This is a genomic window from Streptomyces sp. G-G2 (assembly GCF_030063135.1).
Lineage (GTDB): Bacteria > Actinomycetota > Actinomycetes > Streptomycetales > Streptomycetaceae > Streptomyces.
Genome location: NZ_JASISO010000045.1, coordinates 17,087 through 38,460, shown reverse-complemented (window position 1 = coordinate 38,460; position 21,374 = coordinate 17,087). Strand labels below are relative to the sequence as shown.

Annotated in this window: 19 protein-coding genes and 1 pseudogene; 14 read left to right on the top strand and 6 right to left on the bottom strand. The window is 74.9% G+C overall.

Features of this window, described 5'->3' with window-relative positions:
• Nucleotides 1-33: 33 nt before the first annotated feature.
• From QMF80_RS29365 to QMF80_RS29350, 4 genes and pseudogenes are all read left to right on the top strand, one after another.
• Nucleotides 34-750 carry a DNA alkylation repair protein gene (locus QMF80_RS29365; RefSeq protein WP_283458666.1) on the top strand — a complete coding sequence of 239 codons (717 nt, stop codon included), beginning with the start codon at nucleotides 34-36 and terminating at the stop codon, nucleotides 748-750.
• Nucleotides 751-1,056: 306 nt separating this feature from the next.
• Nucleotides 1,057-2,237: pseudogene (gene tuf / locus QMF80_RS29360) on the top strand (elongation factor Tu).
• A gap of 99 nt (nucleotides 2,238-2,336) precedes the next feature.
• Nucleotides 2,337-3,182 carry a patatin-like phospholipase family protein gene (locus tag QMF80_RS29355; RefSeq protein WP_283458665.1) on the top strand — a complete coding sequence of 282 codons (846 nt, stop codon included), beginning with the start codon at nucleotides 2,337-2,339 and terminating at the stop codon, nucleotides 3,180-3,182.
• Nucleotides 3,183-3,280: 98 nt separating this feature from the next.
• Nucleotides 3,281-4,072, top strand: a complete 792-nt coding sequence (locus QMF80_RS29350; RefSeq protein WP_283458729.1) for a spermidine synthase — start codon at nucleotides 3,281-3,283, stop codon at nucleotides 4,070-4,072.
• Between the two features lie 99 nt (nucleotides 4,073-4,171).
• Here the strand turns inward: QMF80_RS29350 and QMF80_RS29345 are convergent, their stop codons facing one another.
• Together QMF80_RS29345 and QMF80_RS29340 are read right to left on the bottom strand one after the other, a co-directional pair.
• On the bottom strand, nucleotides 4,172-5,479 hold the full coding sequence (locus tag QMF80_RS29345) for an MFS transporter (RefSeq protein WP_283458662.1): 1,308 nt from the start codon (nucleotides 5,477-5,479) through the stop codon (nucleotides 4,172-4,174).
• An 80-nt stretch (nucleotides 5,480-5,559) separates the two neighbouring features.
• On the bottom strand, nucleotides 5,560-6,594 hold the full coding sequence (locus tag QMF80_RS29340) for a DUF8017 domain-containing protein (RefSeq protein ID WP_283458661.1): 1,035 nt from the start codon (nucleotides 6,592-6,594) through the stop codon (nucleotides 5,560-5,562).
• A gap of 96 nt (nucleotides 6,595-6,690) precedes the next feature.
• Between QMF80_RS29340 and QMF80_RS29335 the strand changes: the two genes are divergently transcribed.
• The 5 genes from QMF80_RS29335 (at nucleotide 6,691) to QMF80_RS29315 (ending at nucleotide 11,188) form a co-directional block, all read left to right on the top strand.
• Nucleotides 6,691-7,143, top strand: a complete 453-nt coding sequence (locus QMF80_RS29335) for a DUF4442 domain-containing protein (RefSeq protein WP_283458659.1) — start codon at nucleotides 6,691-6,693, stop codon at nucleotides 7,141-7,143.
• Nucleotides 7,144-7,235: 92 nt separating this feature from the next.
• Nucleotides 7,236-7,439, top strand: coding sequence for a DUF2191 domain-containing protein (locus QMF80_RS29330; protein ID WP_283458657.1), 204 nt, complete (start codon nucleotides 7,236-7,238; stop codon nucleotides 7,437-7,439).
• Between the two features lie 158 nt (nucleotides 7,440-7,597).
• A complete protein-coding gene (locus QMF80_RS29325) occupies nucleotides 7,598-10,117 on the top strand; it encodes a glycoside hydrolase family 3 protein (protein ID WP_283458655.1) in 2,520 nt (839 codons plus the stop codon).
• Nucleotides 10,118-10,180: 63 nt separating this feature from the next.
• Nucleotides 10,181-10,849 carry a DedA family protein gene (locus tag QMF80_RS29320; RefSeq protein WP_283458653.1) on the top strand — a complete coding sequence of 223 codons (669 nt, stop codon included), beginning with the start codon at nucleotides 10,181-10,183 and terminating at the stop codon, nucleotides 10,847-10,849.
• Between the two features lie 213 nt (nucleotides 10,850-11,062).
• On the top strand, nucleotides 11,063-11,188 hold the full coding sequence (locus QMF80_RS29315) for a hypothetical protein (protein ID WP_283458651.1): 126 nt from the start codon (nucleotides 11,063-11,065) through the stop codon (nucleotides 11,186-11,188).
• Nucleotides 11,189-11,212: 24 nt separating this feature from the next.
• Here the strand turns inward: QMF80_RS29315 and QMF80_RS29310 are convergent, their stop codons facing one another.
• Nucleotides 11,213-11,758, bottom strand: coding sequence for a gamma carbonic anhydrase family protein (locus tag QMF80_RS29310; RefSeq protein WP_283458649.1), 546 nt, complete (start codon nucleotides 11,756-11,758; stop codon nucleotides 11,213-11,215).
• 131 nt (nucleotides 11,759-11,889) lie between these two features.
• On the opposite strand from QMF80_RS29310, the gene QMF80_RS29305 reads away from it, so the two are divergent.
• Both QMF80_RS29305 and QMF80_RS29300 read left to right on the top strand, forming a co-directional pair.
• Complete coding sequence (locus QMF80_RS29305) at nucleotides 11,890-12,666, top strand: acyltransferase (RefSeq protein ID WP_283458647.1); 777 nt, start codon at nucleotides 11,890-11,892, stop codon at nucleotides 12,664-12,666.
• Between the two features lie 319 nt (nucleotides 12,667-12,985).
• Nucleotides 12,986-17,077, top strand: coding sequence for a Pls/PosA family non-ribosomal peptide synthetase (locus QMF80_RS29300; protein ID WP_283458645.1), 4,092 nt, complete (start codon nucleotides 12,986-12,988; stop codon nucleotides 17,075-17,077).
• Nucleotides 17,078-17,247: 170 nt separating this feature from the next.
• Here the strand turns inward: QMF80_RS29300 and QMF80_RS29295 are convergent, their stop codons facing one another.
• The gene (locus QMF80_RS29295) at nucleotides 17,248-17,652 is read right to left on the bottom strand and encodes a CoA-binding protein (protein WP_283458643.1); all 405 of its coding nucleotides are present in this window, start codon (nucleotides 17,650-17,652) and stop codon (nucleotides 17,248-17,250) included.
• 94 nt (nucleotides 17,653-17,746) lie between these two features.
• On the opposite strand from QMF80_RS29295, the gene QMF80_RS29290 reads away from it, so the two are divergent.
• Nucleotides 17,747-18,373, top strand: a complete 627-nt coding sequence (locus tag QMF80_RS29290; protein WP_283458641.1) for a YigZ family protein — start codon at nucleotides 17,747-17,749, stop codon at nucleotides 18,371-18,373.
• Between the two features lie 153 nt (nucleotides 18,374-18,526).
• Here the strand turns inward: QMF80_RS29290 and QMF80_RS29285 are convergent, their stop codons facing one another.
• Together QMF80_RS29285 and QMF80_RS29280 are read right to left on the bottom strand one after the other, a co-directional pair.
• Nucleotides 18,527-19,492 (bottom strand): M56 family metallopeptidase, encoded by a 966-nt coding sequence (locus QMF80_RS29285; protein WP_283458639.1) that lies wholly within the window; start codon nucleotides 19,490-19,492, stop codon nucleotides 18,527-18,529.
• Entirely contained in the window at nucleotides 19,489-19,860 is a 372-nt protein-coding gene (locus QMF80_RS29280) for a BlaI/MecI/CopY family transcriptional regulator (protein ID WP_283458637.1), read from the bottom strand. The genes QMF80_RS29285 and QMF80_RS29280 overlap by 4 nt, the downstream gene beginning before the upstream one ends.
• A 127-nt stretch (nucleotides 19,861-19,987) precedes the next feature.
• On the opposite strand from QMF80_RS29280, the gene QMF80_RS29275 reads away from it, so the two are divergent.
• Both QMF80_RS29275 and QMF80_RS29270 read left to right on the top strand, forming a co-directional pair.
• On the top strand, nucleotides 19,988-20,656 hold the full coding sequence (locus tag QMF80_RS29275; protein WP_283458635.1) for a DedA family protein: 669 nt from the start codon (nucleotides 19,988-19,990) through the stop codon (nucleotides 20,654-20,656).
• A complete protein-coding gene (locus tag QMF80_RS29270) occupies nucleotides 20,653-21,297 on the top strand; it encodes a phosphatase PAP2 family protein (RefSeq protein ID WP_283458633.1) in 645 nt (214 codons plus the stop codon). Before QMF80_RS29275 ends, QMF80_RS29270 begins: the two co-directional genes overlap by 4 nt.
• Nucleotides 21,298-21,374: the final 77 nt, after the last annotated feature.

Genomic DNA, 21,374 nt, shown 5'->3' with positions numbered 1-21,374 from the left:
ACGGGCATGTCGGGGCGCCGTAATCTGGGCCTCATGCGGCCGAACGACCAGCGTCCCCCCGGCATCCCGCGCAGCGCGCTCGCCGACACCCTGCTGTCCCGGCTCACCGAGGTGTTCCCGGCGGCCGCCGACCCGGCCGCGGCGCCCGCCATGGCCGCGTACATGAAGGACATCGGCCCCTTCCTCGGCATCGCCAGACCCCGGCGCCGCGCGCTGGCGAAGGCCGTGACGAAGGACACCGCGCCTCCGGCCGAGAGCGACTGCGCGGCCCTCGCGCTGCACTGCTGGCTCCTGCCCGAGCGCGAGTACCGGTACTTCGCCGTCGACTACCTGCGCCGCCACGTGACGCACTGCGGCCCGGGCTTCCTGCCCGTGGTCCGCCACCTGATCGTCACCGAGCCGTGGTGGGACACCATCGACGCGCTCGCCGCGCACACCGTCGGTCCCCTGGTGGCCGCCGGTCCCGGGCCGGCCGCCGTGATGGACGAGTGGATCGGGGACGAGAACCTGTGGATCGCCCGGACCGCGCTGCTGCACCAGCTCCGGTACAAGGGCGCCACCGACGCGGACCGGCTGTTCGCGTACTGCCTCCGGCAGGCGGGGCACCCGGACCTCTTCATCCGCAAGGCGATCGGGTGGTGCCTGCGCGAGTACGCCAAGACGGACCCGGCGGCGGTCCGCGCCTTCGTCGCGGAGCGGCGGGAGCAACTGTCCCCCCTCTCGGTGCGCGAGGCGCTCAAGAACCTCTGAGCGGGCGGTAATCCGTTCGACGCGGGGCGGCCGGTCGGGCAGGATCGGGTCCATGTTCCGGTACGCCTTCCTCGCAGCGCCGTCCGCAGTCGCGGACGCGCCGAAGGCTGCCGCCCTGGATACCGAGGCGGCTTTCGCAGTCGCTGTCGCCGTAGGCGCAGCCGCGGCCGTCGTCGTGGCAGCGCCCTTCGGCGGCGCCCGAAGCTGACCCTTCCCGGATCGTCCGGCGGACCCCGCAGGGGGAGGGTCGGCAGTCACCGGGGGTCCCGTCACGACGCCACGTCAACGGGAATCAGGACACCAGTCATGGCCAAGACGGCCTTCGTGCGGACCAAGCCGCACCTCAACATCGGCACCATGGGTCACGTCGACCACGGCAAGACCACCCTCACCGCCGCCATCACCAAGGTCCTCGCCGAGCGCGGGGGTGCCTCCTTCGTGCCCTTCGACCGGATCGACCGGGCCCCGAGGAGGCGCGGCGCGGCATCACCATCAACCTCGCGCACGTGGAGTACGAGACGGACACCCGCCACTACGCCCACGTGGACATGCCCGGACACGCGGACTACGTGAAGAACATGGTGACCGGAGCGGCGCAGCTCGACGGGGCGATCCTCGTCGTCTCCGCGCTCGACGGAGTCATGCCGCAGACGGCCGAGCACGTGCTGCTCGCCCGCCAGGTGGGTGTCGACCACATCGTCGTCGCCCTCAACAAGGCCGACGCCGCGGACCCCGAGCTGACCGACCTGGTGGAGCTGGAGGTCCGTGAGCTGCTGAACGCCAACGGGTACGGGGGCGACGCCGCGCCCGTGGTCCGGGTCTCCGGACTCGGGGCCCTGGAGGGCGACCCGCGCTGGACCGGGTCGGTCGAGGCGCTGCTGGACGCGGTGGACACGTACGTGCCGATGCCGGTGCGGTACACGGACGCCCCGTTCCTGCTGCCGGTGGAGAACGTACTGACCATCACCGGGCGGGGCACGGTCGTCACCGGCGCCATCGAGCGGGGCACCGTCCGCATGGGCGACCGGGTCGCGCTGCTCGGCGCGGCCGGTGAGCCCGTCGAGACGGTGGTCACCGGCCTGGAGACCTTCGGCAGGCCGATGGACTCGGCCGAGGCCGGGGACAACGTCGCGGTCCTGCTGCGCGGGGTGCCCCGCGAGGGCGTCCGCCGCGGGGACGTGGTCGCCGCGCCCGGCAGCGTCACGCCGAGCCGCCGCTTCACGGCGCGGGTGTACGTGCTGTCCGCGCGCGAGGGCGGCCGGAGCACCCCGCTGGGCAGCGGATACCGGCCACAGTTCTACATCCGCACCGCCGATGTCGTGGGGGACGTGGACCTCGGGACCGAGGCGCTCGCGCGGCCGGGAGAGACGGTCACCATGAGCGTCGAACTGGGCCGGGACGTTCCGCTGGAGTCGGGCCTCGGCTTCGCGATCCGCGAGGGCGGACGGACGGTCGGCGCCGGAACGGTGACGTCCGTTCTCGGCTGACCCGGTTCCCACCGTGGTGACGGCGGCTGCCCTGCGGCAGACTGCCGTCACCACATCCGGGATCCGGGGAACGAGCGGTCGGGAAGAGCGGGGGCTGCGATGAGCGGCGAGACGGCGCTGGTGCTCGGTTGCGGAGGCCTCACCGGGGTCGGCTGGGAAGCCGGGATCATCCACGGCCTGGCCGAAGCGGGCATCGACCTCACCACGGCCGATCTCGTCGTCGGCACCTCCGCGGGCTCGGTCGTCGGCGCCCAGCTCACCTCCGGGCTGCTCACCCCGCGCGAGCTGTACGAACGCCAGCTCGCCGGACCGGCCGGGGAGCCGGCGGCCACACTGGGCGCGGGCCTGGTCGCCCGCTACGCCGTCGCGATGATGCGCGCCAAGGACGCCACCACCTACCGGCGGCGGGTCGGTGAACTCGCGCTGGCCGCCGACACCGGGGACGAGGCGGCCCGGCGCGCGGTACTGGAGGGGCGGCTCGTCTCCCACCACTGGCCCGAGCGGCGGTTCGTGGTCACCGCGGTGGACGCGCGCACCGGCGCCGCGGCCGACTTCGACCGGGACAGCGGGGTCTCCCTGGTCGACGCGGTCTCGGCGAGCTGCGCGGTGCCGGGGGTGTGGCCCCCGGTGACGGTCGGAACCCGGCGCTACGTCGACGGAGGCGTCCGCTCCGCCGCCAACGCCGATGTGGCCTCGGGCTACCGGCGCGTGGTGGTCATCGCCCCGGTGGCCGTGGGGTCCGGGGTCGCGCCCTCGCCCGCCACGCAGACCGAGCGGCTGCGCGCGGACGGGACGAAGGTCCTGCTGATCACCCCGTCCGCGGCGGCCCGCAAGGTCTTCGGGCGCAATGTGCTGGACCCGGCCCGGCGGGCCCCGGCGGCCCGGGCCGGGTACGCGCAGGCCGCCGCGCACGCCGCCGAGGCGGCGGCCGTCTGGACCGGCTGACCGCTGTCGGGCGGGGTCCCCTCCTGCCGGACAATGGGGCGGTGGACGACGAGCAGATCCCGGTGATCCGGGACGTGGGCCAGGGCACAGCCAAGCTGATGCCGGACGTGGACCGGCGGCGGGCCTGGCTGCTGACGGTAGACGGGGCCCCGCAGTCCTATGTGGACCTCGACGATCCGCGGCACCTGGAGTTCGAGTACGTACGCCGTCTCGGACACGTCCTGGACTGCGCGGCCGAACGGGGGGCGCCGCTGGACCTGCTGCACCTCGGCGGGGGCGCGCTGACCCTGCCGCGCTACGCCGCCGCGACCCGGCCGGGCTCGCGGCAGCGGGTCGTCGAGTTCGACCGGGGCCTGTTGGAGCTGGTGGCCGAGCACCTTCCGCTGCCCGGGGACGCCGGGGTCGAACTGTTCGCCGCGGACGCCCGGGCCTGGCTGGAGGCGGCGCCCCCGGCGAGCGCGGACGTGCTGGTGGCCGATGTGTTCGGGGGCTCGCGGGTCCCGGCCCAGCTGACCTCGGTGGAGTACGCCCGCCAGGCGGCCCGGGTGCTGCGGCCCGGCGGGATCTATGTGGCCAATCTGGCCGACGGGGCGCCCTTCGGGTTCCTGCGGGGCCAGCTGGCGAACTTCGCGACGGTGTTCCCGGAGCTGGCGCTGATCGCGGAGCCGGGGGTGCTGCGGGGGCGGCGGTTCGGGAACGCGGTGCTGCTGGGGTCCGAGCGGGAGCTGCCGGTGGGGGCGCTGGCGCGGGCCTGTGCGGGGGACGTGTTTCCGGCGCGGGTGGAGTACGGGGCGGGGCTGGCGAAGCTGGTCGGGGCGGCCGGGGTGGTGGGGGACGCCGACGCGGTGGCTTCGCCGGAGCCGCCGGAGGGGGCGTTCAGCGTGGGCTGAGGGGCCGGGGCTCGCGGTCCGGGGCCTCGCGGTCGGGGGATCCGCCCGGGACGCCGCGGCGCGGACGCCGGCCGGGCCGGGCTCGCCTCCGGCGGTGCCTCACACGTCGGCGCGGCTGGGGGTCTCCCCGGCCGGGACGGGCGTGCCCTCGGCGCGGGGTTTCGTCGGTTTGCGGGTCATGCGGCGGACGTCCGGGACCGCCAGGACGGCGGCGGTGACGAGGATGACCAGGGCCGCGCAGCCCCACAGGGCGTTGGTGCGGCCGAAGGCCGTTTCGGCCGGGCCCGCGAGGGCGGTGGCCAGCGGCAGCATCGAGACCGAGCCGAACCAGTCGTAGGCCGAGACCCGGGAGAACTTCTCCTCCGGGATCTCCTGGTGCATCGTGGTCATCCAGTTCACGCCGAACACCTCGATGGCCAGTCCGCTGAGCAGCATCACCCCGCACAGGCCCCATGTCGGCAGCGGGATCGCCAGCCCCGCCGACGGCATCGCCAGCGGGAACACGCACAGGGTGCCCACCAGCAGCAGCCTGCGCGGCTTCCACACGATCATCAGGACGGCCCCGCCGATGGTGCCGACCCCGAAGGCGGCCAGGGCCAGGCCCCAGGGAGCCGGGCCGCCCAGATGGTCCCGGGCCACCAGCGGACCGTAGACCGCTTCGGCGGCGCCGACGACGGCGACCACCACGGAGAACTGGAGCACGATGCTCCACAGCCAGGGGCGGGTACGGACCTCCGCCCAGCCCTCGCGCAGATCGGCCAGCAGCCCGCCGCCGGGTTCCCGCGGTGCGATGTGGCTCACGTCGAGGAAGGATCGCAGCGCGCCCGCCACCGCGAACGCGACCGCGTCGACCGCGAGTACCCAGCCCGGTCCGATCGCGGCGATCATGGCCCCGCCCAGCGCGGCCCCGCCGATGCCCGCGCCGTGCATGGCCATCCGGAAGAGGGCGAAGGCGCGGTTGGCGTGCTCCCCGGAGACGCTGGAGAGCAGCATGCCCTCGGCGGCCGGACTGAAGAACGCGGTGCCGGTTCCGCACAGCGCGGTGAGCAGCATCATCTGCCACAGCTGCGGGTCACCGGTGAGCACGAGCACCGCGAAGGCGGCCTGCGAGAGGCAGTTGAGGGCGTTGGCCGCGACCATCACGCGGTGGCGCGGCAGCCGGTCGGCTATCGCGCCGCCGATGAGCAGGAAGAGGACGAGGGGGAGCGTACGGGCGGCGGCGACGAGGCCGACGTCCCCGCCGGAGCCGCCCGCTTCCAGTACCGCGAAGGCCGCCGCGATGAGCGCGCCGTGGCTGCCGAGGTTCGTCACCACCGTCGCGGCGGTCAGCAGCGAGTAGTTGCGGCCCGCCCACTCGGGTCGGCGTCGGCGGGCGGACGGAGGGCGCGGGGCGGTACGAGGGCTCACCCCCGGACTATCCCCGCCCCGGGCCGGGAATCCAAACGGATTAGCCGACCGGGGGAAGGGCGCCGTAGATCATCCGGGGATCAGCCGGCGGCCAGCCGGATCGAGCTGAGGATCTTCTCGTAGACCTCGGGCTTGACCTCGTCCGGGACGTTGGCCGGGCCGTAGAGCACCCAGGTGGAGAAGTCGCCGTTGGCGGTCTTGAAGCTGAAGGCGACGGACTTGCCGTCGCTGTCGCACTTGTTCTTCTTGGGCAGGCCGGTGACGCTGGCGGTGGCCATGTGCCCCTTGAGGCCGGAGAGGGTCGTGTACTCCTTGGCCGCGACCACCTTGGTGGTGCCCTTGGGCGCCTTCTGCGCGTAGGCGGCGAAGGCCCAGTTGCCCGCCTCGTTGTAGGCGGCCTCAGCGGTGTCCTTGGCGCCCTGGCCGCCCTTGGTGCCGGTGGTGGCGAGCGCGGTCTTCTCCTCGGTGCCGTTCTTGTCGGAGTCGACCTTGCACCACTCCTCCTTGTACTCGGCGGGAGCGGACATGCTGATGAGGGGAGAGCCGTCGTTCTTGGAATCGTCGGTGATGCCGTACGACATGCCCGAGCCGTCGACCTTCCAGTCCGCCGGTACGTCGAAGGCGGTCCCGTACTTCGGGTTGACGACCACCTTCCAGCCGGGGATGACGGCCGCGACCTGGCCGCCCGAGCGCGGGTTGCCGGTCGGCGGGGCCGGGGCGGGCGGTGTGACGGGAGCCGATGAACTGGCGGCGGGCTTGTCGTCGGCGACATCCTTCTTCTTGTCGTCCTTCGTGAGGACGAAGGCGCCCGTGACGGCCGCGGCCACCACGACGGCCGAGGCCGCCACGATGGCGACGGTCTTCGTCGCGAAGGGGCTGGAGCCCCGGCCGCCACCCTGCGGAGGCTGTGGGGGCTGTTGCGGTTGCTGCCCCCACGGCTGCGTCGGAGGGGGCTGCTGGTAGCCCGGCTGCGGGTACCCATAGCCGGGCTGCTGCTGTCCGTACCCCGGCTGCTGGTACGGATTCGGCTGTCCCGGCTGCTGCTGGTACGGGTTGTTCTGCGCGTCCTGCGGGTTCTGCTCGCCCCCGGGCGGCTGCTGCTGTCCTGGCCACATGGCGGGTAACGATAGTGGGAGCGGTGCGCGGGAGGTACGCCCGGTCCCGTTGCGGCTCTGGCCAAGCCCATCTACTCACGGGTAACATCGCCGTTCATGAGCGCAGACCAGATGAACGTGGGCGAACTGCTCGCCGCGACGGTGCCGATGGCCCGCACCCTGAACCTCCAGTTCCTGGAGACCACCCCCGAGCGCGCGGTCGTCCGCCTGCCCGACCAGCCCGAGTTCCACAACCACGTCGGCGGCCCGCACGCGGGCGCCATGTTCACCCTCGCCGAGTCGGCGAGCGGCGCGATCGTGCTCGCGGCCTTCGGGGAGCAGCTCTCCCGCGCGGTCCCGCTCGCCGTACGGGCCGAGATCGGCTACAAGAAGCTGGCCAAGGGCGTCGTCACGGCGACCGCCACCCTCGGCCGCCCGGCGGCCGAGGTGATCGCCGAACTCGACGCGGGCGGCCGCCCCGAGTTCCCGGTGACCGTCGCCATCCAGCGCGAGGACGAGGCCGTGACGGGCGAAATGACCGTCGTCTGGACGTTGCGGCCCCACGCGTAGCCCGCACCGAACGCGTTTGATCGGCCCGGGGGTTGGGGCTGGCGGTACGACGTAGAGTCGGGTTCCGACGCGACGACTGCGAGGGGGCACCTGTGGCCAAGGTCAGTATCAGCCTGGACGCCGAGCTGGTGGTGGAGGTGATGGTCCTCGCGGGGGTCGGATCCCCGCAGGACGCGGTCGAGGTGGTCGTCCGCGACTACATCGCGCGCGGGCACCGTACGGAGGCCCGGGTCGAGCGCGGTGACGACAACCGGCGGGACCGGGACGCCACGGTTGTGCAGCCGCCCCAGGGCTGAGCGCGCCCGGGGCCGCCGGGGGCCGGTGCGTCCCATCAGTGGAAGGGCGCGCCCCCGGGTGGCGCGTCCCGGCGGGACGCGCGGGCGGGTGGCGCACAGTGGGCGGGGGCGGCCCGGCGCGGGCCGCCCCCGCCCGTCGCCGCTTCCCGGGAGCCCCCATGAGCGAGGCCGTGTCCCGTCGTACCGCCATCAGGCTGCTGGGCGCGGCGGGCGCCGCCCTGGGGGCCGGGGGCTGCGTGTCCGCCGTACCACCGGGCGCGGGGGCCCGCAGCGCCACCCGCGCGACCAGGGCCGGGGCCGTCGCCCGGCCCGGCGGCGGGGCTCGGGTGGACGCGCTGCTGGAGCGGCTGACCCTCGACGAGAAGACCGCCCTGCTGCACGGCGCCGCCGATCCCGCCCCGCTCGGCCAGGCGGGATACGTGCCCGGCGTACCGCGCCTCGGCATCCCGGCGCTGCGGCTCGCCGACGGGCCCGCCGGGGTACGGGTGCGGCTGCCCGCGACCGCGCTGCCCGCGCCCGTCCTGCTCGCCTCCGCCTTCGACCCCTCCCTCGCCCGCGCCTACGGCCGGATCATCGGCCGGGAGGGTCGCGCGCTCGGCCAGGACGTCCTCCTGTCGCCCATGGTCAACCTGATCCGCACCCCCTTCGCGGGCCGCAACTTCGAGACCTTCTCCGAGGACCCCCGGCTCACCGCCGACCTGGTCGCCGAGATGATCCGCGGCATCCAGGACGAGGGGCTGATCGCCACCGTCAAGCACTTCGCGCTCAACAACCAGGAGAAGGGCCGCGACACGGTCGACGTGATCGCCGACGAACGGACCCTCCACGAGACGGAGCTGCGCGGTTTCGAGGCCGCGGTCACCGCCGGGACGGGCGCCGTGATGGGCGCGTACAACAAGGTCAACGGCGCCCACGCCTGCGAGAGCGAGCCGCTGCTGGGTGAACTCCTGCGCGGGCGCTGGGGCTTCGACGGCTGGGTGATGTCCGACTGGCAGGCCACCCACAGCACCGTCGCCGCCATCACCGCGGGCCTCGACATGGAGATGCCCGACGGCACCCACTTCGGGGAACCGCTGCGGGAGGCGGTGCGCGCCGGATCGGTGCCCCGGCACGCCGTGGACCTCGCCGTCCGCCGGGTGCTGAGCACCATGGACCGCTTCGGCCTGCTCGACGCGCCGCCCGCCGCCCGGCCGGTCCGCGATCCCGCCGCCGGTGCCGCGATCGCCCGGCGGGTGGCCGTCGCCGGGGCGACCCTGCTGCGCAACGAGAAGGGCACCCTGCCGCTGGCCGGGCCCGCCGCCCGGTCCGTCGCCGTCATCGGGCCCACCGGTCAGGTGCCCTTCGTCAGCGGCGGCGGCAGCGCCCACGTCGTCCCCGACCGGGACCGGGCGGCGAGCCCGCTGGCCGCGATCCGGGCCCGGGCCGGTGCGGGAGCCGAGGTCCGCCACGCCCCCGGCGAGGACCTGTACGGCCGACCGCTCCCGGCGGGCCTGCTCGCACCGGCCGCCGACCTGGACGACCAGCGCGTGGACGCGGGCCGCGACCACCGCTACGAGGGCGAGTTCACCCTGGCCGCGCCCGACGAGTGGAGCCTGCTCGTCCACTACACCGGTACGCGTCCCGAGGTGCGCCTCGACGGCGTGGAACTCTTCCCCGTCCGCCAGGGCGTCGCCGAGTACTTCGTGGGCGGCCTCCTCGGCACGGCCCCCGACGGGCTCACCGTCCGGCGCCGCACCCTCGCCCTCGCCGCCGGAACCCACCGGCTGACCGTCGCCGCCCACGGCGGTGACCAGGGCCTGCGCTTCCGGCTGCGCCACACCACCCGCGCCACCCGGGCCGCCGGCCTGGCCGAGGCGGTCCGGACCGCCAAGGCCGCCCACAGCGTGGTGCTGTTCGCCTACGAGGACGCCACCGAGGGCAGCGACCGCACCACCCTCGCGCTGCCGGGCGGCCAGAACGCGCTGATCGAGGCGGTCACCGACGTCAACCCGCGCACCACCGTGGTCCTCAACACCTCCTCGTCCACCGCCATGCCGTGGCTGGCCCGCACCGGCGCGGTGCTCCAGATGTACTACCCGGGCCAGGAGGGCGCGGGCGCCACCGCCGACGTGCTCTTCGGCGACGCGGACCCCGGGGGGCGGCTCACCCAGACCTTCCCGGCCGACGAGCACGCCACCCCGGTCGGCGCCGACCCGCTGCGTTACCCGGGCGTGGGCGGGCGCCAGGAGTACTCCGAGGGCGTCCACGTGGGCCACCGCTGGTACGACGCGCAGCGGGTGGCCCCGCTCTTCCCGTTCGGGCACGGGCTCTCGTACACCACCTGGCAGTACGAGAAGCTGACGGTGCGCCCCCGGGGGAGCGGCCTGCGCGTGGAATTCACCGTGCGCAACACCGGCCGCCGCAAGGGCACGGAGGTGGCGCAGGTGTACCTCGGCCCCTCGCCGGACCTCGGACTCGACCAGCCGGTGCGGGCCCTTGCCGGGTACCGGCGGATCGCCCTCGCGCCCGGAGCGGCCCGGCGGATCACCGTGGACCTGGACCCGCGCTCTCTCTCCGCCTGGCACCCGGGACCGCACGCCTGGGCGGTGGGCACCGGGCGCCGGGAGGTGTGGGTGGGGCGCTCCTCGCGGGAACTTCCGCTGAGGGCGGCCGCGATGGTCCGGTCGCCCGGCCGGTAGGCTGCCCGGTCGGTGCGTCCGAGCGGACGCACCGGGGGACCAGGGCTGTGGGAGGCAATACCGGTGCACGTCCAGGAATGGCTGGAGACCATCCCGGCGGTCAGCGTCTATCTGCTGGTCGGGCTGGTCATCGGAGTGGAGAGCGTGGGCATTCCGCTCCCCGGGGAGTTCGTCCTGGTCAGCGCGGCGCTGCTCGCCTCGCAGAACGGCGACATCAATCCGCTGGTGCTGGGCGCCTGCGCGAGCGCGGGCGCGGTCGTCGGGGACTCCATCGGCTACGCGATCGGCCGCAAGGGCGGCAAACCGCTGCTGGCCCGTCTCGGCCGGAAGTTCCCCCGGCACTTCGGGGAACACCATGTCGCCATGGCGGAGCGGTCGTTCGAGAAGTGGGGCATGTGGGCCGTCTTCTTCGGCCGGTTCGTGGCGCTGCTGCGGATGTTCGCGGGGCCGCTGGCGGGTGTGCTGCGGATGCCGTACTGGAAGTTCCTGATCGCCAATGTGCTCGGCGGGATCATCTGGGCCGGTGGCACCACGATGGCCGTCTACTACATCGGGGTCGTCGCGGAAGCGTGGCTGAAGCGGTTCTCCTGGCTGGGGCTGGCGGCCGCGGCGCTGATCGGGGTCACCTCGATGCTGGTGCTGCGCAGCCGGGCGAAGAAGTCGGCGGCCGCCGCCGAGTCCGAGGCCCGGGGCGACGGCCCCGAGGTGACGGCCGGGGTCGTGGCCGACTGAGTCCGGTGCCGGGTCGAGCGGGATCCGGCGCGGAGGGGCGTGCCCGTCGTGGCTGTCGTGGCCGTCCGAGGTTCTGCTCGTTCCCGCTGGTGCCGGCCGGGATCGGCGACAGCGGTGGCACCCCGGCGCGGGTCACCGCCCTGCCGTGCCTCGCTTGGTCGCTGGGCTGCCTGGTCGCCGCGGTCGGCCCCTTCGCGGTGGACCTCCTGCGCGGTGGGCCTCCTGCGCACCGCCTCGGGAGGGTGGACCCTCCCGAGGGCGGCGCTGCTCCTCACCGCGACCGCTCCACTGGCCATCGGCGCGGCGCTGCCCTCGGGCGCGACCGACCGCGCCCGCTGATCGTCGGGGCGAGGGCGGGCGGTGCTATCCGGCGTCCTCGGCGGCCGCGCGGTGCTGCTTCGCCAGCTCGACGTACATCGTGGCGTTCAGGCTGATGCCCGCGCGCTCCTCGTCGGACAGCGGGCGCCGGACCTTCGCCGGGACGCCCGCGACCAGCGAGCCCGGCGGGACGACCATGCCCTGCGGAACCAGTGCCTGGGCGGCCACCAGGGAGCCCGCGCCGATCACCGCGCCGTTGAGGACCGTCGCGCCCATGCCGATCAGGCAGTCGTCCTCGACGGTGCAGCCGTGCACCACGGCGTTGTGGCCGATGGAGACCCGGTCGCCGATGGTCACCGGGAACCCGGGGTCGACGTGGACGGTGCAGTTGTCCTGCACGTTGCTGTCCGCGCCGAGGGTGACCGGGCCGCAGTCGGCGCGCAGCACCGCCGAGTACCAGATGCTCGACCCCGCGCCGACACTGACGTCGCCGACCACGACGGAGGTCGGCGCGGTGAACGCCTCCGGGTGGATCGCCGGCTCCTTACCGCCCACACCGGCGACGTACGCCTGGCCCGCCTGAAACGTCATGTTCTCTTCCTCTGCTTCCGGATGCCGCGCTCCTCGCACCGTAGGCCACGCGGCCCGCCGCCCCACCGATGGGGTGAAGATCACAGCAGGCCCGTCCGGATGCCCCCGGCCCGGCCCACTACCGTGGCCGGGTGCCGAAGAACAGAAACACGTTCTCCTCCGGGGAGGTCCTGGCGGCCCTGACCGCCCTGCGCCGCCGGGTCGCGAGCCGCGCCGTCCACGCGGGCTGGCGCTGGGTGCGCGAGGCGGGCGCGGTCACCGCGCAGACCCCCGGACGGCTTCGTTTCGGCGCCATCGGCCACGGCACCCGCCTGGCCTTCCCCCAGGGCACCGTCTTCGGCGAGCCCTGGATCCGCCTCGGCGACCACTGCATCATCGCCGAACAGGTCACGCTGACCGCCGGGATGATGCCCGACCTCGACCTCGGCCCGGATCCGGTGCTGGTCCTCGGCAACGGCGTCGTCCTCGGGCGCGGCAGCCACGTCATCGCCGACACCCGGATCACCATCGGCTCCGACACGTTCTGCGGGCCCGGGGTCTACATCACCTCCACGAACCACAGTTACGACGACCCGCACGAGCCCGTCGGCAAGCAGTGGCCGCGCAGCGCGCCCGTCGAGATCGGCCCGGGCTGCTGGCTCGGCACCGGCGCGGTGATCCTGCCCGGCGCCCGGCTCGGCCGCAACGTGGTGGTGGCCGCCGGGGCCGTCGTACGCGGCGAGGTGCCCGATCACGCCGTCGTCGCCGGGGCGCCCGCGCGGATCGTGCGGCGCTGGGAGCCGGAGACGGGCTGGCAGCCGCCGCTGCGCACCCCGGCGCCGGTACCCATACCGGACGGCGTCACCCCGGGGCAACTCCGGGCGCTGGCCGAGGCCGAACGTATCGCCGAGTCCCGCGGCACCGGGTAGCCGCGCCGCGCTCCGGACGGACCGAGGGGTCCGTCCGATACCGAACGTCAGCCCAGCGGTTGTTCAAATCCTCCCCACGGGGCGTCGATGCGCGAACGCGCCCGGGTCGGGCGAGAGGGGGCGCGACCCCGCCCGCCGCAAGGGTTTGACGTGGTGTTGGGGTTCGAGGCGGACCGTTCGATTTGCGGAACCTTGCCCTCCGGGCGGTGAGCGGAGGTGCGTCGCCCGGTATCTGTGGATGCGTGCGGCGGACGCCCGATGCGGGGATCCGGCCGTGCAGAATACGCACGTCACACAGCCGAATAGAGGCGCACCACCGATGCCATCCACTCCGCCCGGCCCCCTGCCCCGACCGGCGCTCGCCCCCGTGGCGAGGGGCGCGTGTCACTTCGGTGCGCCCCCTGCCCCCGCCCGCACGCTCCTTGACATCCTCGACGCCACCGCCGCCACGCACCCCCGGGCCGATGCCCTGGACACCGGCACCGAACGGCTCGACTACCGGCGGCTGACCGCCGAGGTCGCCGCCCGCGCCGAGCGGCTGCGCCGGGCCGGGGCCGGCGCGGGCGACCGCGTCGGGATCCGGATCCCCTCCGGCAGCGCCGAGCTGTACCTGGCGGTCCTGGCCGTGCTGCGCTGCGGCGCGGCCTACGTCCCGGTGGACGCGGACGATCCCGACGAGCGCGCCGCCGCCGTGTTCCGCGAGGCGGGCGTCTGCCTGGTGCTCGGTGCGGACGGCGCGATGGCGCCCGGCGCGGTACCGCCCGCGGGGGCCGACGAGGGCCCGGGCCGGGCGGCGGGGCCGACGGACGCGGGGAGTTTGAGGGGCGCGGGTGCGGGGAGCGCGGCGGGTTCCGGGGACGCGGGTGCGGGGAGCGCGGCGGGTCCTGGGGACGACGCGTGGATCATCTTCACCTCCGGCTCCACCGGAGCCCCGAAGGGCGTGGCCGTCACCCATCGCGCCGCCGCCGCCTTCGTCGACGCCGAAGCCGGGCTGTTCCTGCCGGAGCGCCCGCTCGGCCCCGGCGACCGGGTGCTCGCCGGGCTCTCCGTCGCCTTCGACGCCTCCTGCGAGGAGATGTGGCTGGCCTGGCGGCACGGCGCCTGCCTGGTCCCGGCCCCGCGCTCGCTCGTACGCGCCGGACACGAGCTGGGCCCCTGGCTCGTCGACCGGGGCATCACGGCCGTCTCGACCGTGCCCACGCTCGCCGCGCTCTGGCCCGTCGAATGCCTGGACCGGGTCCGGCTGCTCATCGTCGGCGGCGAGGCGTGCCCGGCCGAGCTGGTCGAGCGGTTCGCGGTCGGCGGGCGCGAGATGTGGAACACCTACGGCCCCACCGAAACCACCGTCGTGGCCTGCGCGGCGCTCTTGCGCCCCGGCGAACCGCTGCGCATCGGACTGCCCCTGGACGGCTGGGACCTGGCCGTCGTCGACGAGGCGGGGGAGCCGGTGGCGACCGGCGCCGAAGGCGAACTGGTCATCGCCGGGGCGGGCGTCGCCCGCTACCTCGACTCGGTCAAGGACGCCGAACGCTTCCGGCCCTGCCCCGCGCTGGGCGCGGCCCGCGCCTACCGGACCGGCGACCTGGTCCGCGCCGACCCCGAGGGCCTCCTCTTCGCGGGGCGGGCCGACGACCAGGTCAAGCTCGGCGGCCGCCGGGTCGAACTGGGCGAGATCGACGCCGCGTTGAGCGCCCTGCCCAGAGTGCTGGGAGCCGCCGCCGCCGTGCACGCCACCCCCGGGGGCGGACAGGTGCTCGCCGGATACGTCGTCCCCGCGCCCGGATACGACCGCGCCCGGGCCAGGGAGACGCTGGCCCGGAACCTGCCCGCCGCGCTGGTGCCCGTACTGGCCGAGATCGGCGAACTGCCCACCCGTACCTCCGGCAAGGTCGACCGCGCGGCCCTCCCCTGGCCGCTGCCGGACACCGGGCCGGGAGCGGACGGGAGGGGCGGGGCGCGATCCTGGCCGGACGGCGAACCGCTCGGCGGAGCCGCCGCCAGGCTGGTGGAAGTGTGGGAGCACCTCCTCGGTGCCCGGCCCGGCCCCGGATCCGACTTCGTGGCCCTCGGGGGGACCAGCCTGACCGCCGCCCGGATGGCCTCCGTACTGCGCGAGCGGTATCCCGGGGTCTCGGTCTCGGACCTCTACCGGAACCCCGTCCTGCGGGACATGGCCGCGCACCTCGACGGCCTCGCCGGACGTGAGGGATCCGCCGCCGCCGTGGCCGCCGCCCGGCCGACGTCGGAGGCGGCGCCCCTGCGCCGCCGGACCGGGGCGGCGCAGATCCTCGTGCAGTGCGCCCTGTTCGGGGTGGCGGGGCTGCGGGGACTGGTGGGCCTGGCCGCCGTCGACAACGTCCTCGCGGTGCTCGCCCCCCAGGCCTGGACCCCCTACACCTCGTGGTGGCTGGTGCTGGTGGGCTGGGTGGTGCTGTTCAGCGCGCCGTCCCGGTTCGCCCTCGGCGCCGCGGCGGCCCGCCTGTTCACCCGGGGGATCGTCCCCGGCGCGTACCCGCGCGGGGGCAGGGTCCACCTTCGGCTGTGGGCCGCGGAACGGACCGTGGCCTCCTTCGGCGTGCCGGCGCTGCTCGGCACGCCCTGGGCCGTCCGGTACGCGCGCTCGCTCGGATGCGCCGTCGGGCCCGGGGTCGCCCTGCACACCATGCCCCCGGTGACCGGTCTCGCCGACCTGGGTGAGGGCTGCGCGATCGAACCCGAGGCCGATCTGTCCGGGTGGTGGATCGACGGAGCGACGCTGCGGGTGGGGGCCGTACGGGTAGGCGCCGGGGCCCGGGTGGGCCACCGGTCCATGCTGATGCCGGGCGCGGTGGTGGGCCCCGGCGCCGAACTCGCCGGGGGCGCCTGCCTCGACGGCGCCCTTCCCGCGCACGAGACCTGGCACGGCTCACCGGCCCGCCGCGCGACCCCGGCGGCCCGGTCGGTTCCGCTGGTTCCGGCGCCGTCCGCCCGGGCCTCGGCGGTTCCGGGCGGCGTGCGTCCGGCGCGGTTCGCGCGACGGTGGAAGGCCGCTTACGCGGTCTCCCTGGGGGCGCTGCCGGTCCTGCCGGTGCTCGCCGCCGCGCCCGCCCTCGTCGGGACGTACTACCTGATCAAGGACTGCGTCACCCTCGGCGCGGCCGCGCTGTGGCTCATGCTGACCGTCCCCGTCTCGACCTGCGTCACCACCGTCTGCTGGATCCTCACCGTGGCCGCCGTCGTACGGCTCCTCGGCCGGGGCATCACCCCCGGCAGCCATCCCCGCGACGGCGGTGTCGCCTGGCGCGTCTGGCTGGTGCACCGGCTCCTCGGCGGCAGCCGCGCCTCGCTCTTCCCGCTGTACGCCAGCCTGGCCACGCCCGTGTGGCTGCGGCTGCTCGGTGCCAGCGTCGGCCGCCGGGCGGAGATCTCCACGGTCCTGCCGCTGCCCTCGCTCCTCACGGTCGACGACGGGGCCTTCCTCGCCGACGACGTGCTCGCCGCCCCGTACGAACTGCGCGGCGGCCGGATGCACCTGGGCGAGGTGCGCATCGGGCGGCGGGCCTTCGTCGGGAACTCGGGCATCGTCGGCCCCGGCCGGACCGTGCCCGACCGCGCCCTGATCGGGGTGCTCTCCGACGCACCCGCCCGGAGCGAGCCCGGCAGCTCCTGGCTGGGCCGCCCCTCGATGGCCCTGCCGCGGGTGGCGGACACCCCGGACCCCGGCCGCACCTTCGAGCCCGCCCGCCATCTGGTGCTGGCCCGCGCGCTCGTCGAACTGTGCCGTCTGATCCCGCTGATGTGCGGGCTGGCACTGGCCGAGGGGGTACTGCTCGCTCAGCAGGACGCCCTCGTGTCGAGCGGCCTGTGGCTCGCGGCACTGATCGGCGCCCCCGTCCTGCTGGCCGCCGGGGTGGCAGCCGCGCTGATGGCGACCGTGGCGAAGTGGACCCTGGTGGGCAGCTTCCGGGTGGCGGAGCGTCCGCTGTGGAGTTCGTTCGTCTGGCGCAACGAGCTGTACGACACCTTCGTGGAATCCCTGGCCGTCCCGTGGCTGGCCGGGCCGTTCACCGGGACTCCCGTACTCAACTGGTGGCTGCGGAGCCTGGGGGCCCGGATCGGCCGCGGCGTGTGGTGCGACACGCACTGGCTGCCCGAGACCGACCTGATCACACTCGGCGACGGTGCGACCGTGAACCGGGGCTGCGTGCTCCAGACCCATCTGTTCCACGACCGGATCATGCGGATGGACACGGTCCATCTCGCCGAGGGCGCCTCGCTCGGCCCGCACAGCATCGTGCTGCCGGGCAGCGCGGTCGGCGCCCACGCCTCGGTCGGAGCCTCCTCCCTCGTCATGCGCGGTGAGACGGTCCCACCCGCGACCCACTGGGCGGGCAACCCCATCGCGGGGGCCGCCGCCCCCGAGATGCTCTAGCCCGTCTCCCGGCCCCCGGCCGGTCACCCCGTGGCAGCGCGCAGCCGTTCCTCCCGCGGGACGGAGGGGGCGAACGCGCTGATCAGGGGTACTGCGAGAACCGTACGGCGGCCACCGTCACCGGACCGTTGCGCGCGGTGGCCGCCGGTCCGCCGGTCGGCTCGCTTCGCTCAGAGAGCCGGGATCTCGATGGCCGGGCAGCGGTCCATGACCATGTCGAGTCCGGCGGCCACGGTGCGCTCGAAGGCCTCCGGGTCGGTCACGCCGAGCTGGAACCAGACCGCCCCGGCGCCCGCCGCCACGGCCTCGTCGGCGACCTGGCCGGCGAGCGCGCTGTTCACGAAGACGTCCACCACGTCCACGGGGAAGGGGATGGCCTCCAGCGAGGGGTAACCCGGCTCGCCGTGCACGGTCTCGGCCTTCGGGTGGACCGGGACGACCCGCTTCCCGAACCGCTGGAGCACCCGGGCGACGCCGTAGGCCGCGCGGTCGCTGTTGTTGGACAGGCCCACCACCGCCCAGGTGTCGCCGTGCTCGGTGAGGATCTTGCGGATGGTTGCCGGGTCGCCGTACACGCGCGCCGCCTTCTGCTCTCACGGGTCGGCCGGGTGCCGCCGCACCCCGCTCAACAGGAAGGACACCTGTCCGATTCCCCTTAGGGTTGAGCGGGTGAAGGCAGACCAGTACGTCACGGTGGCCCGCGAGGGCGTGCACGAGTCCGAGATCAACCGCTCGCGCTTCCTCTGCGCGCTCGCCCCCGCCGCGACCGAGCGCGAGGCGCAGGACTTCGTCGCCCGGATCCGCAAGGAACACCCCACCGCCTCGCACAACTGCTTTGCCTACGTGATCGGGGCCACCGCGTCCGTCCAGAAGGCCAGCGACGACGGGGAACCCGGCGGCACCGCCGGAGTGCCCATGCTCCACATGCTGATGAGGCGCGACATCCGCTACGCCGTCGCCGTGGTCACCCGCTACTACGGCGGGGTGAAACTCGGCGCGGGCGGCCTGATCCGCGCCTACGGCGGAGTGGTGGGCGAAGCCCTCGACGTACTCGGCACCGTCACCCGCCACCGCTACCGGCTGGCCACCGTCACCGTCGACCACCAGCGGGCGGGCAAGACCCAGAACGACCTGCGCGCCACCGGCCGTACCGTGGTCGACCTGCGCTACGGCGCCGCCGTGGAGATCGAGATCGCCCTGCCGGAAGCCGACCTGCCCGCGTTCGAGGCGTGGCTCGCCGACAGTACGGCGGGCAGCGCGACCCTCACCCTCGGCGGCGAGACCTACGCTCCCTGAGCGGCGGCCCGCGACCTTCCGGCCTGCGACCTTCCGGCCTGCGACCTTCCGGCCAGCGACCTTCCGGCCCGCGACCTTCCGGACCGTTGGCGTCCGGACCGCCGCCGTCCGCGGTGTCACCGTCCGGCCCGCCACCGCCCGACCGGCCGGGGTTCACTTCCCGGCGGTCTCGCCCTGGGCGATCTCGATGCCCGCGTGCAGATCCCGCGCGGCGTCCAGGGCGGCGGCCGCGGACAGGGCCAGGCAGGCGAGCAGGGCCACCGCCGCGAGCCGCCGCGCGGTGCGGGTGCGCGGCGCGGGCGCGGCGTCGACGGGGCGGTCGAGCAGAGCGGCCACCCGGCGCGGCACCGGCCCGGTCGTCGCGGCGAGCGCGAACGCGGGCCGGGGCGCGCCCTGGGACCCGGCCGCGCGGGCGGCCAGGGCGGCCCTGCCGATCGCGCGGGCCGTGAGCCCGCGATCCCCGACGGCGCGGGCCGCGCTCTCGTCGGCGCTGCGCTCCAGGGCGTAGGCGAGCGGCTCGCGCAGGGCCCGCAGAGCCGGGTGGCACAGGGCGGCGAGGTCGACCGCGGCGGCGAAGAGGTGGTGGCGGTCCCTGAGGTGGGCCCGTTCGTGGGCGAACAGCGCCTCGCGTTCGGCGGCGGGCAGCGCTTCCAGCATGCCGGTGGTCACCACGATCCGGCCCGGGCGGCCGGGCAGCGCGTACGCGTCCGGGCAGGCGTCCCGCAGGACGACCAGCTCGCCCTCGGCGCGCGCCGCGAGCCGACCGGCCCGGCGCAGTTGGGCCCAGCGCCGGTTCAGGGCCCGCACCAGCAGGGCGCCGGACCACGCCAGCAGGGCCGTGGCCGCGATGGCCACGGCCACCACGGCGTCGGGCGAACCGGTCCGCAGCGGGGTCAGCAGTTCGCCCAGCGCGGCGACGACGTCCAGGTGGGTCGCCCCGGGGACGACGAGCAGCGCGAGGGCCGCCGTACTGCCGAGGGCCAGGCCCGTCGCGGTGACGGCGAGCAGCCACACGGCATGGCGAGGGGGCAGCCAGCCGACCAGCCGACGGCCCACCGGCCCGGCCAGGAACGGCACGAGCAGGGGGACGAGCAACGGCACCCACATCGACGGGATCACGCGCCGCTCCCGTCGAGCAGGGAGCGCAGCAGCGCCTCGTCGTCATCGCTGAGCCGGGAGACGAAGCGGCTCAGCACCGCGCCCCGGTCCTCGGTCTTCTCCAGCTCCGAGTGCATGCGCCGGGCCGTGAGTCCGGAGGCGTCCTCGGTGGGCAGGTACGCGAATCCGCGCCCGGAGCGGGTGCGGGACACCGAGCCCTTCTCATGGAGCCGGGTCAGGATCGTGGTCACGGTGGTGCGCGCGTGCGAGGTGCCGAGCGCACCCTGCACCTGAGCCGGGGTCAGGGGGGCTCCGGCCGCCCACAGGGCGGCCAGGACCGTGGCCTCCAGCTCGCCTGCCGGTCGCCGTTCCGGGTTCGCCTCGCCCATGGGAACGCTCCTCACCCTTCTTTCGTCTACAGTGGTGTAGACCGTCTACGGCAGTGTAGTCGTCCGGGGTTCCGATCCCGGCCTGTCCGTTCGGATCCGTCCGTTCAGATTATGGGAGCAGTCCACCATGGCTCTATCCGCCCTCGCGCTGTCGCCACAGGCCGTGAACCTCCTCGACGCGGGATCACTGCTGTCCGCCTTCGGTGCGCTCGGCATCGCGGTGGTCCTCTTCGCCGAGACCGGCCTGCTGGTCGGGTTCTTCCTGCCCGGCGACTCCCTCCTCTTCACCGCCGGTCTGCTGTGCGTCCCCGGAGCCCACGGCCCCGTGCACCTCTCCCTCCCGCAGGTGCTGACCGCCGCCGTCCTCGGCGCGCTGCTCGGCGCCCAGACCGGTTACTGGATCGGGCGCCGGGGCGGGAAGGCGCTGCTCGCCCGCAGCCGCAGCCGCAAACTCCACGAGGGCGCCGCGCGCGCCGAAGAGCTGCTGAACCGCTACGGCCACGCCAAGGCCATCGTGCTGGCCCGCTTCATCCCCATCGTGCGCACGGTGCTCAACCCGATGGCCGGCGCGCTCAACGTGCCCGCGCGGCTCTTCGCCATCTGGCAGATGGCGGGTGGAATCGTGTGGACCGTCGGCCTGGTGCTCGCGGGCTACGCCCTCGGTTCCTCCGTGCCCAACGTCGACCGCTACCTGCTGCCCCTCGTGGCACTCGTGGTGCTCGTCTCCCTGACCCCGCTGGCCGTGGAAGTGATCCGCTCCCGCTCCCGTCACACCTCGAACGGAGGCTCGCGTTGAGCCTGTTCCCCCTTGCCGCGCTCGCGGTTCCCGGCCGTCCCGCCCTGGCCCTGGACGGGGCCGCCGTCGACGGCGACCTCTACACCTCGGTCACGGGGCTCGCGCAGCGGGCGCCCGGCTGGCTGGACAGCGCGGTCTCCGGCTGGTCGACGTACGGCCTCGGGTTGTTCGGGGTGCTGATGCTGGCCGCCTGGTGGCGGGCCCGGCCCGGCGCCGCCGCGCGTACCGCGATGGCCATGGCCGCGCCGCTGGTCGTGCTGCTGGCCTTCCTCCTCGACACCGGCCTCAAGTCGGTCGTGCGGGAACAGCGGCCCTGCCAGACCCTGCGCACGCTCACCCTGGAAGCCTGCCCGCCGCTCGGTGACTGGTCCTTCCCCAGCAACCACGCCGCCATCGCGGCCGCCGCGGCCGCCGCGCTCTGGGCCGTCGACCGCAGGCTCGGGGCGATCGCGGTGCCGGCCGCGCTGCTCATGGCGTTCTCCCGGGTGTGGGTGGGGGCGCACTACCCCCACGACGTCCTGCTCGGGCTGCTCGTGGGCGCCGCTGTCGGCTGGCCGCTGACCCGGCTGGCCCGGCGCGCCGCCCCGCTCGTGGAACGGCTGCGGGGCACCGCGCTGCGGCCGCTGGTAGCGGCCGGGTGACGCGGCGGTGACGGATCCCGGGCGGCCGGAGCCGACGCCGGAGCGCGGGCACGAGGCTCGCGGGCGAGGAGCACGCG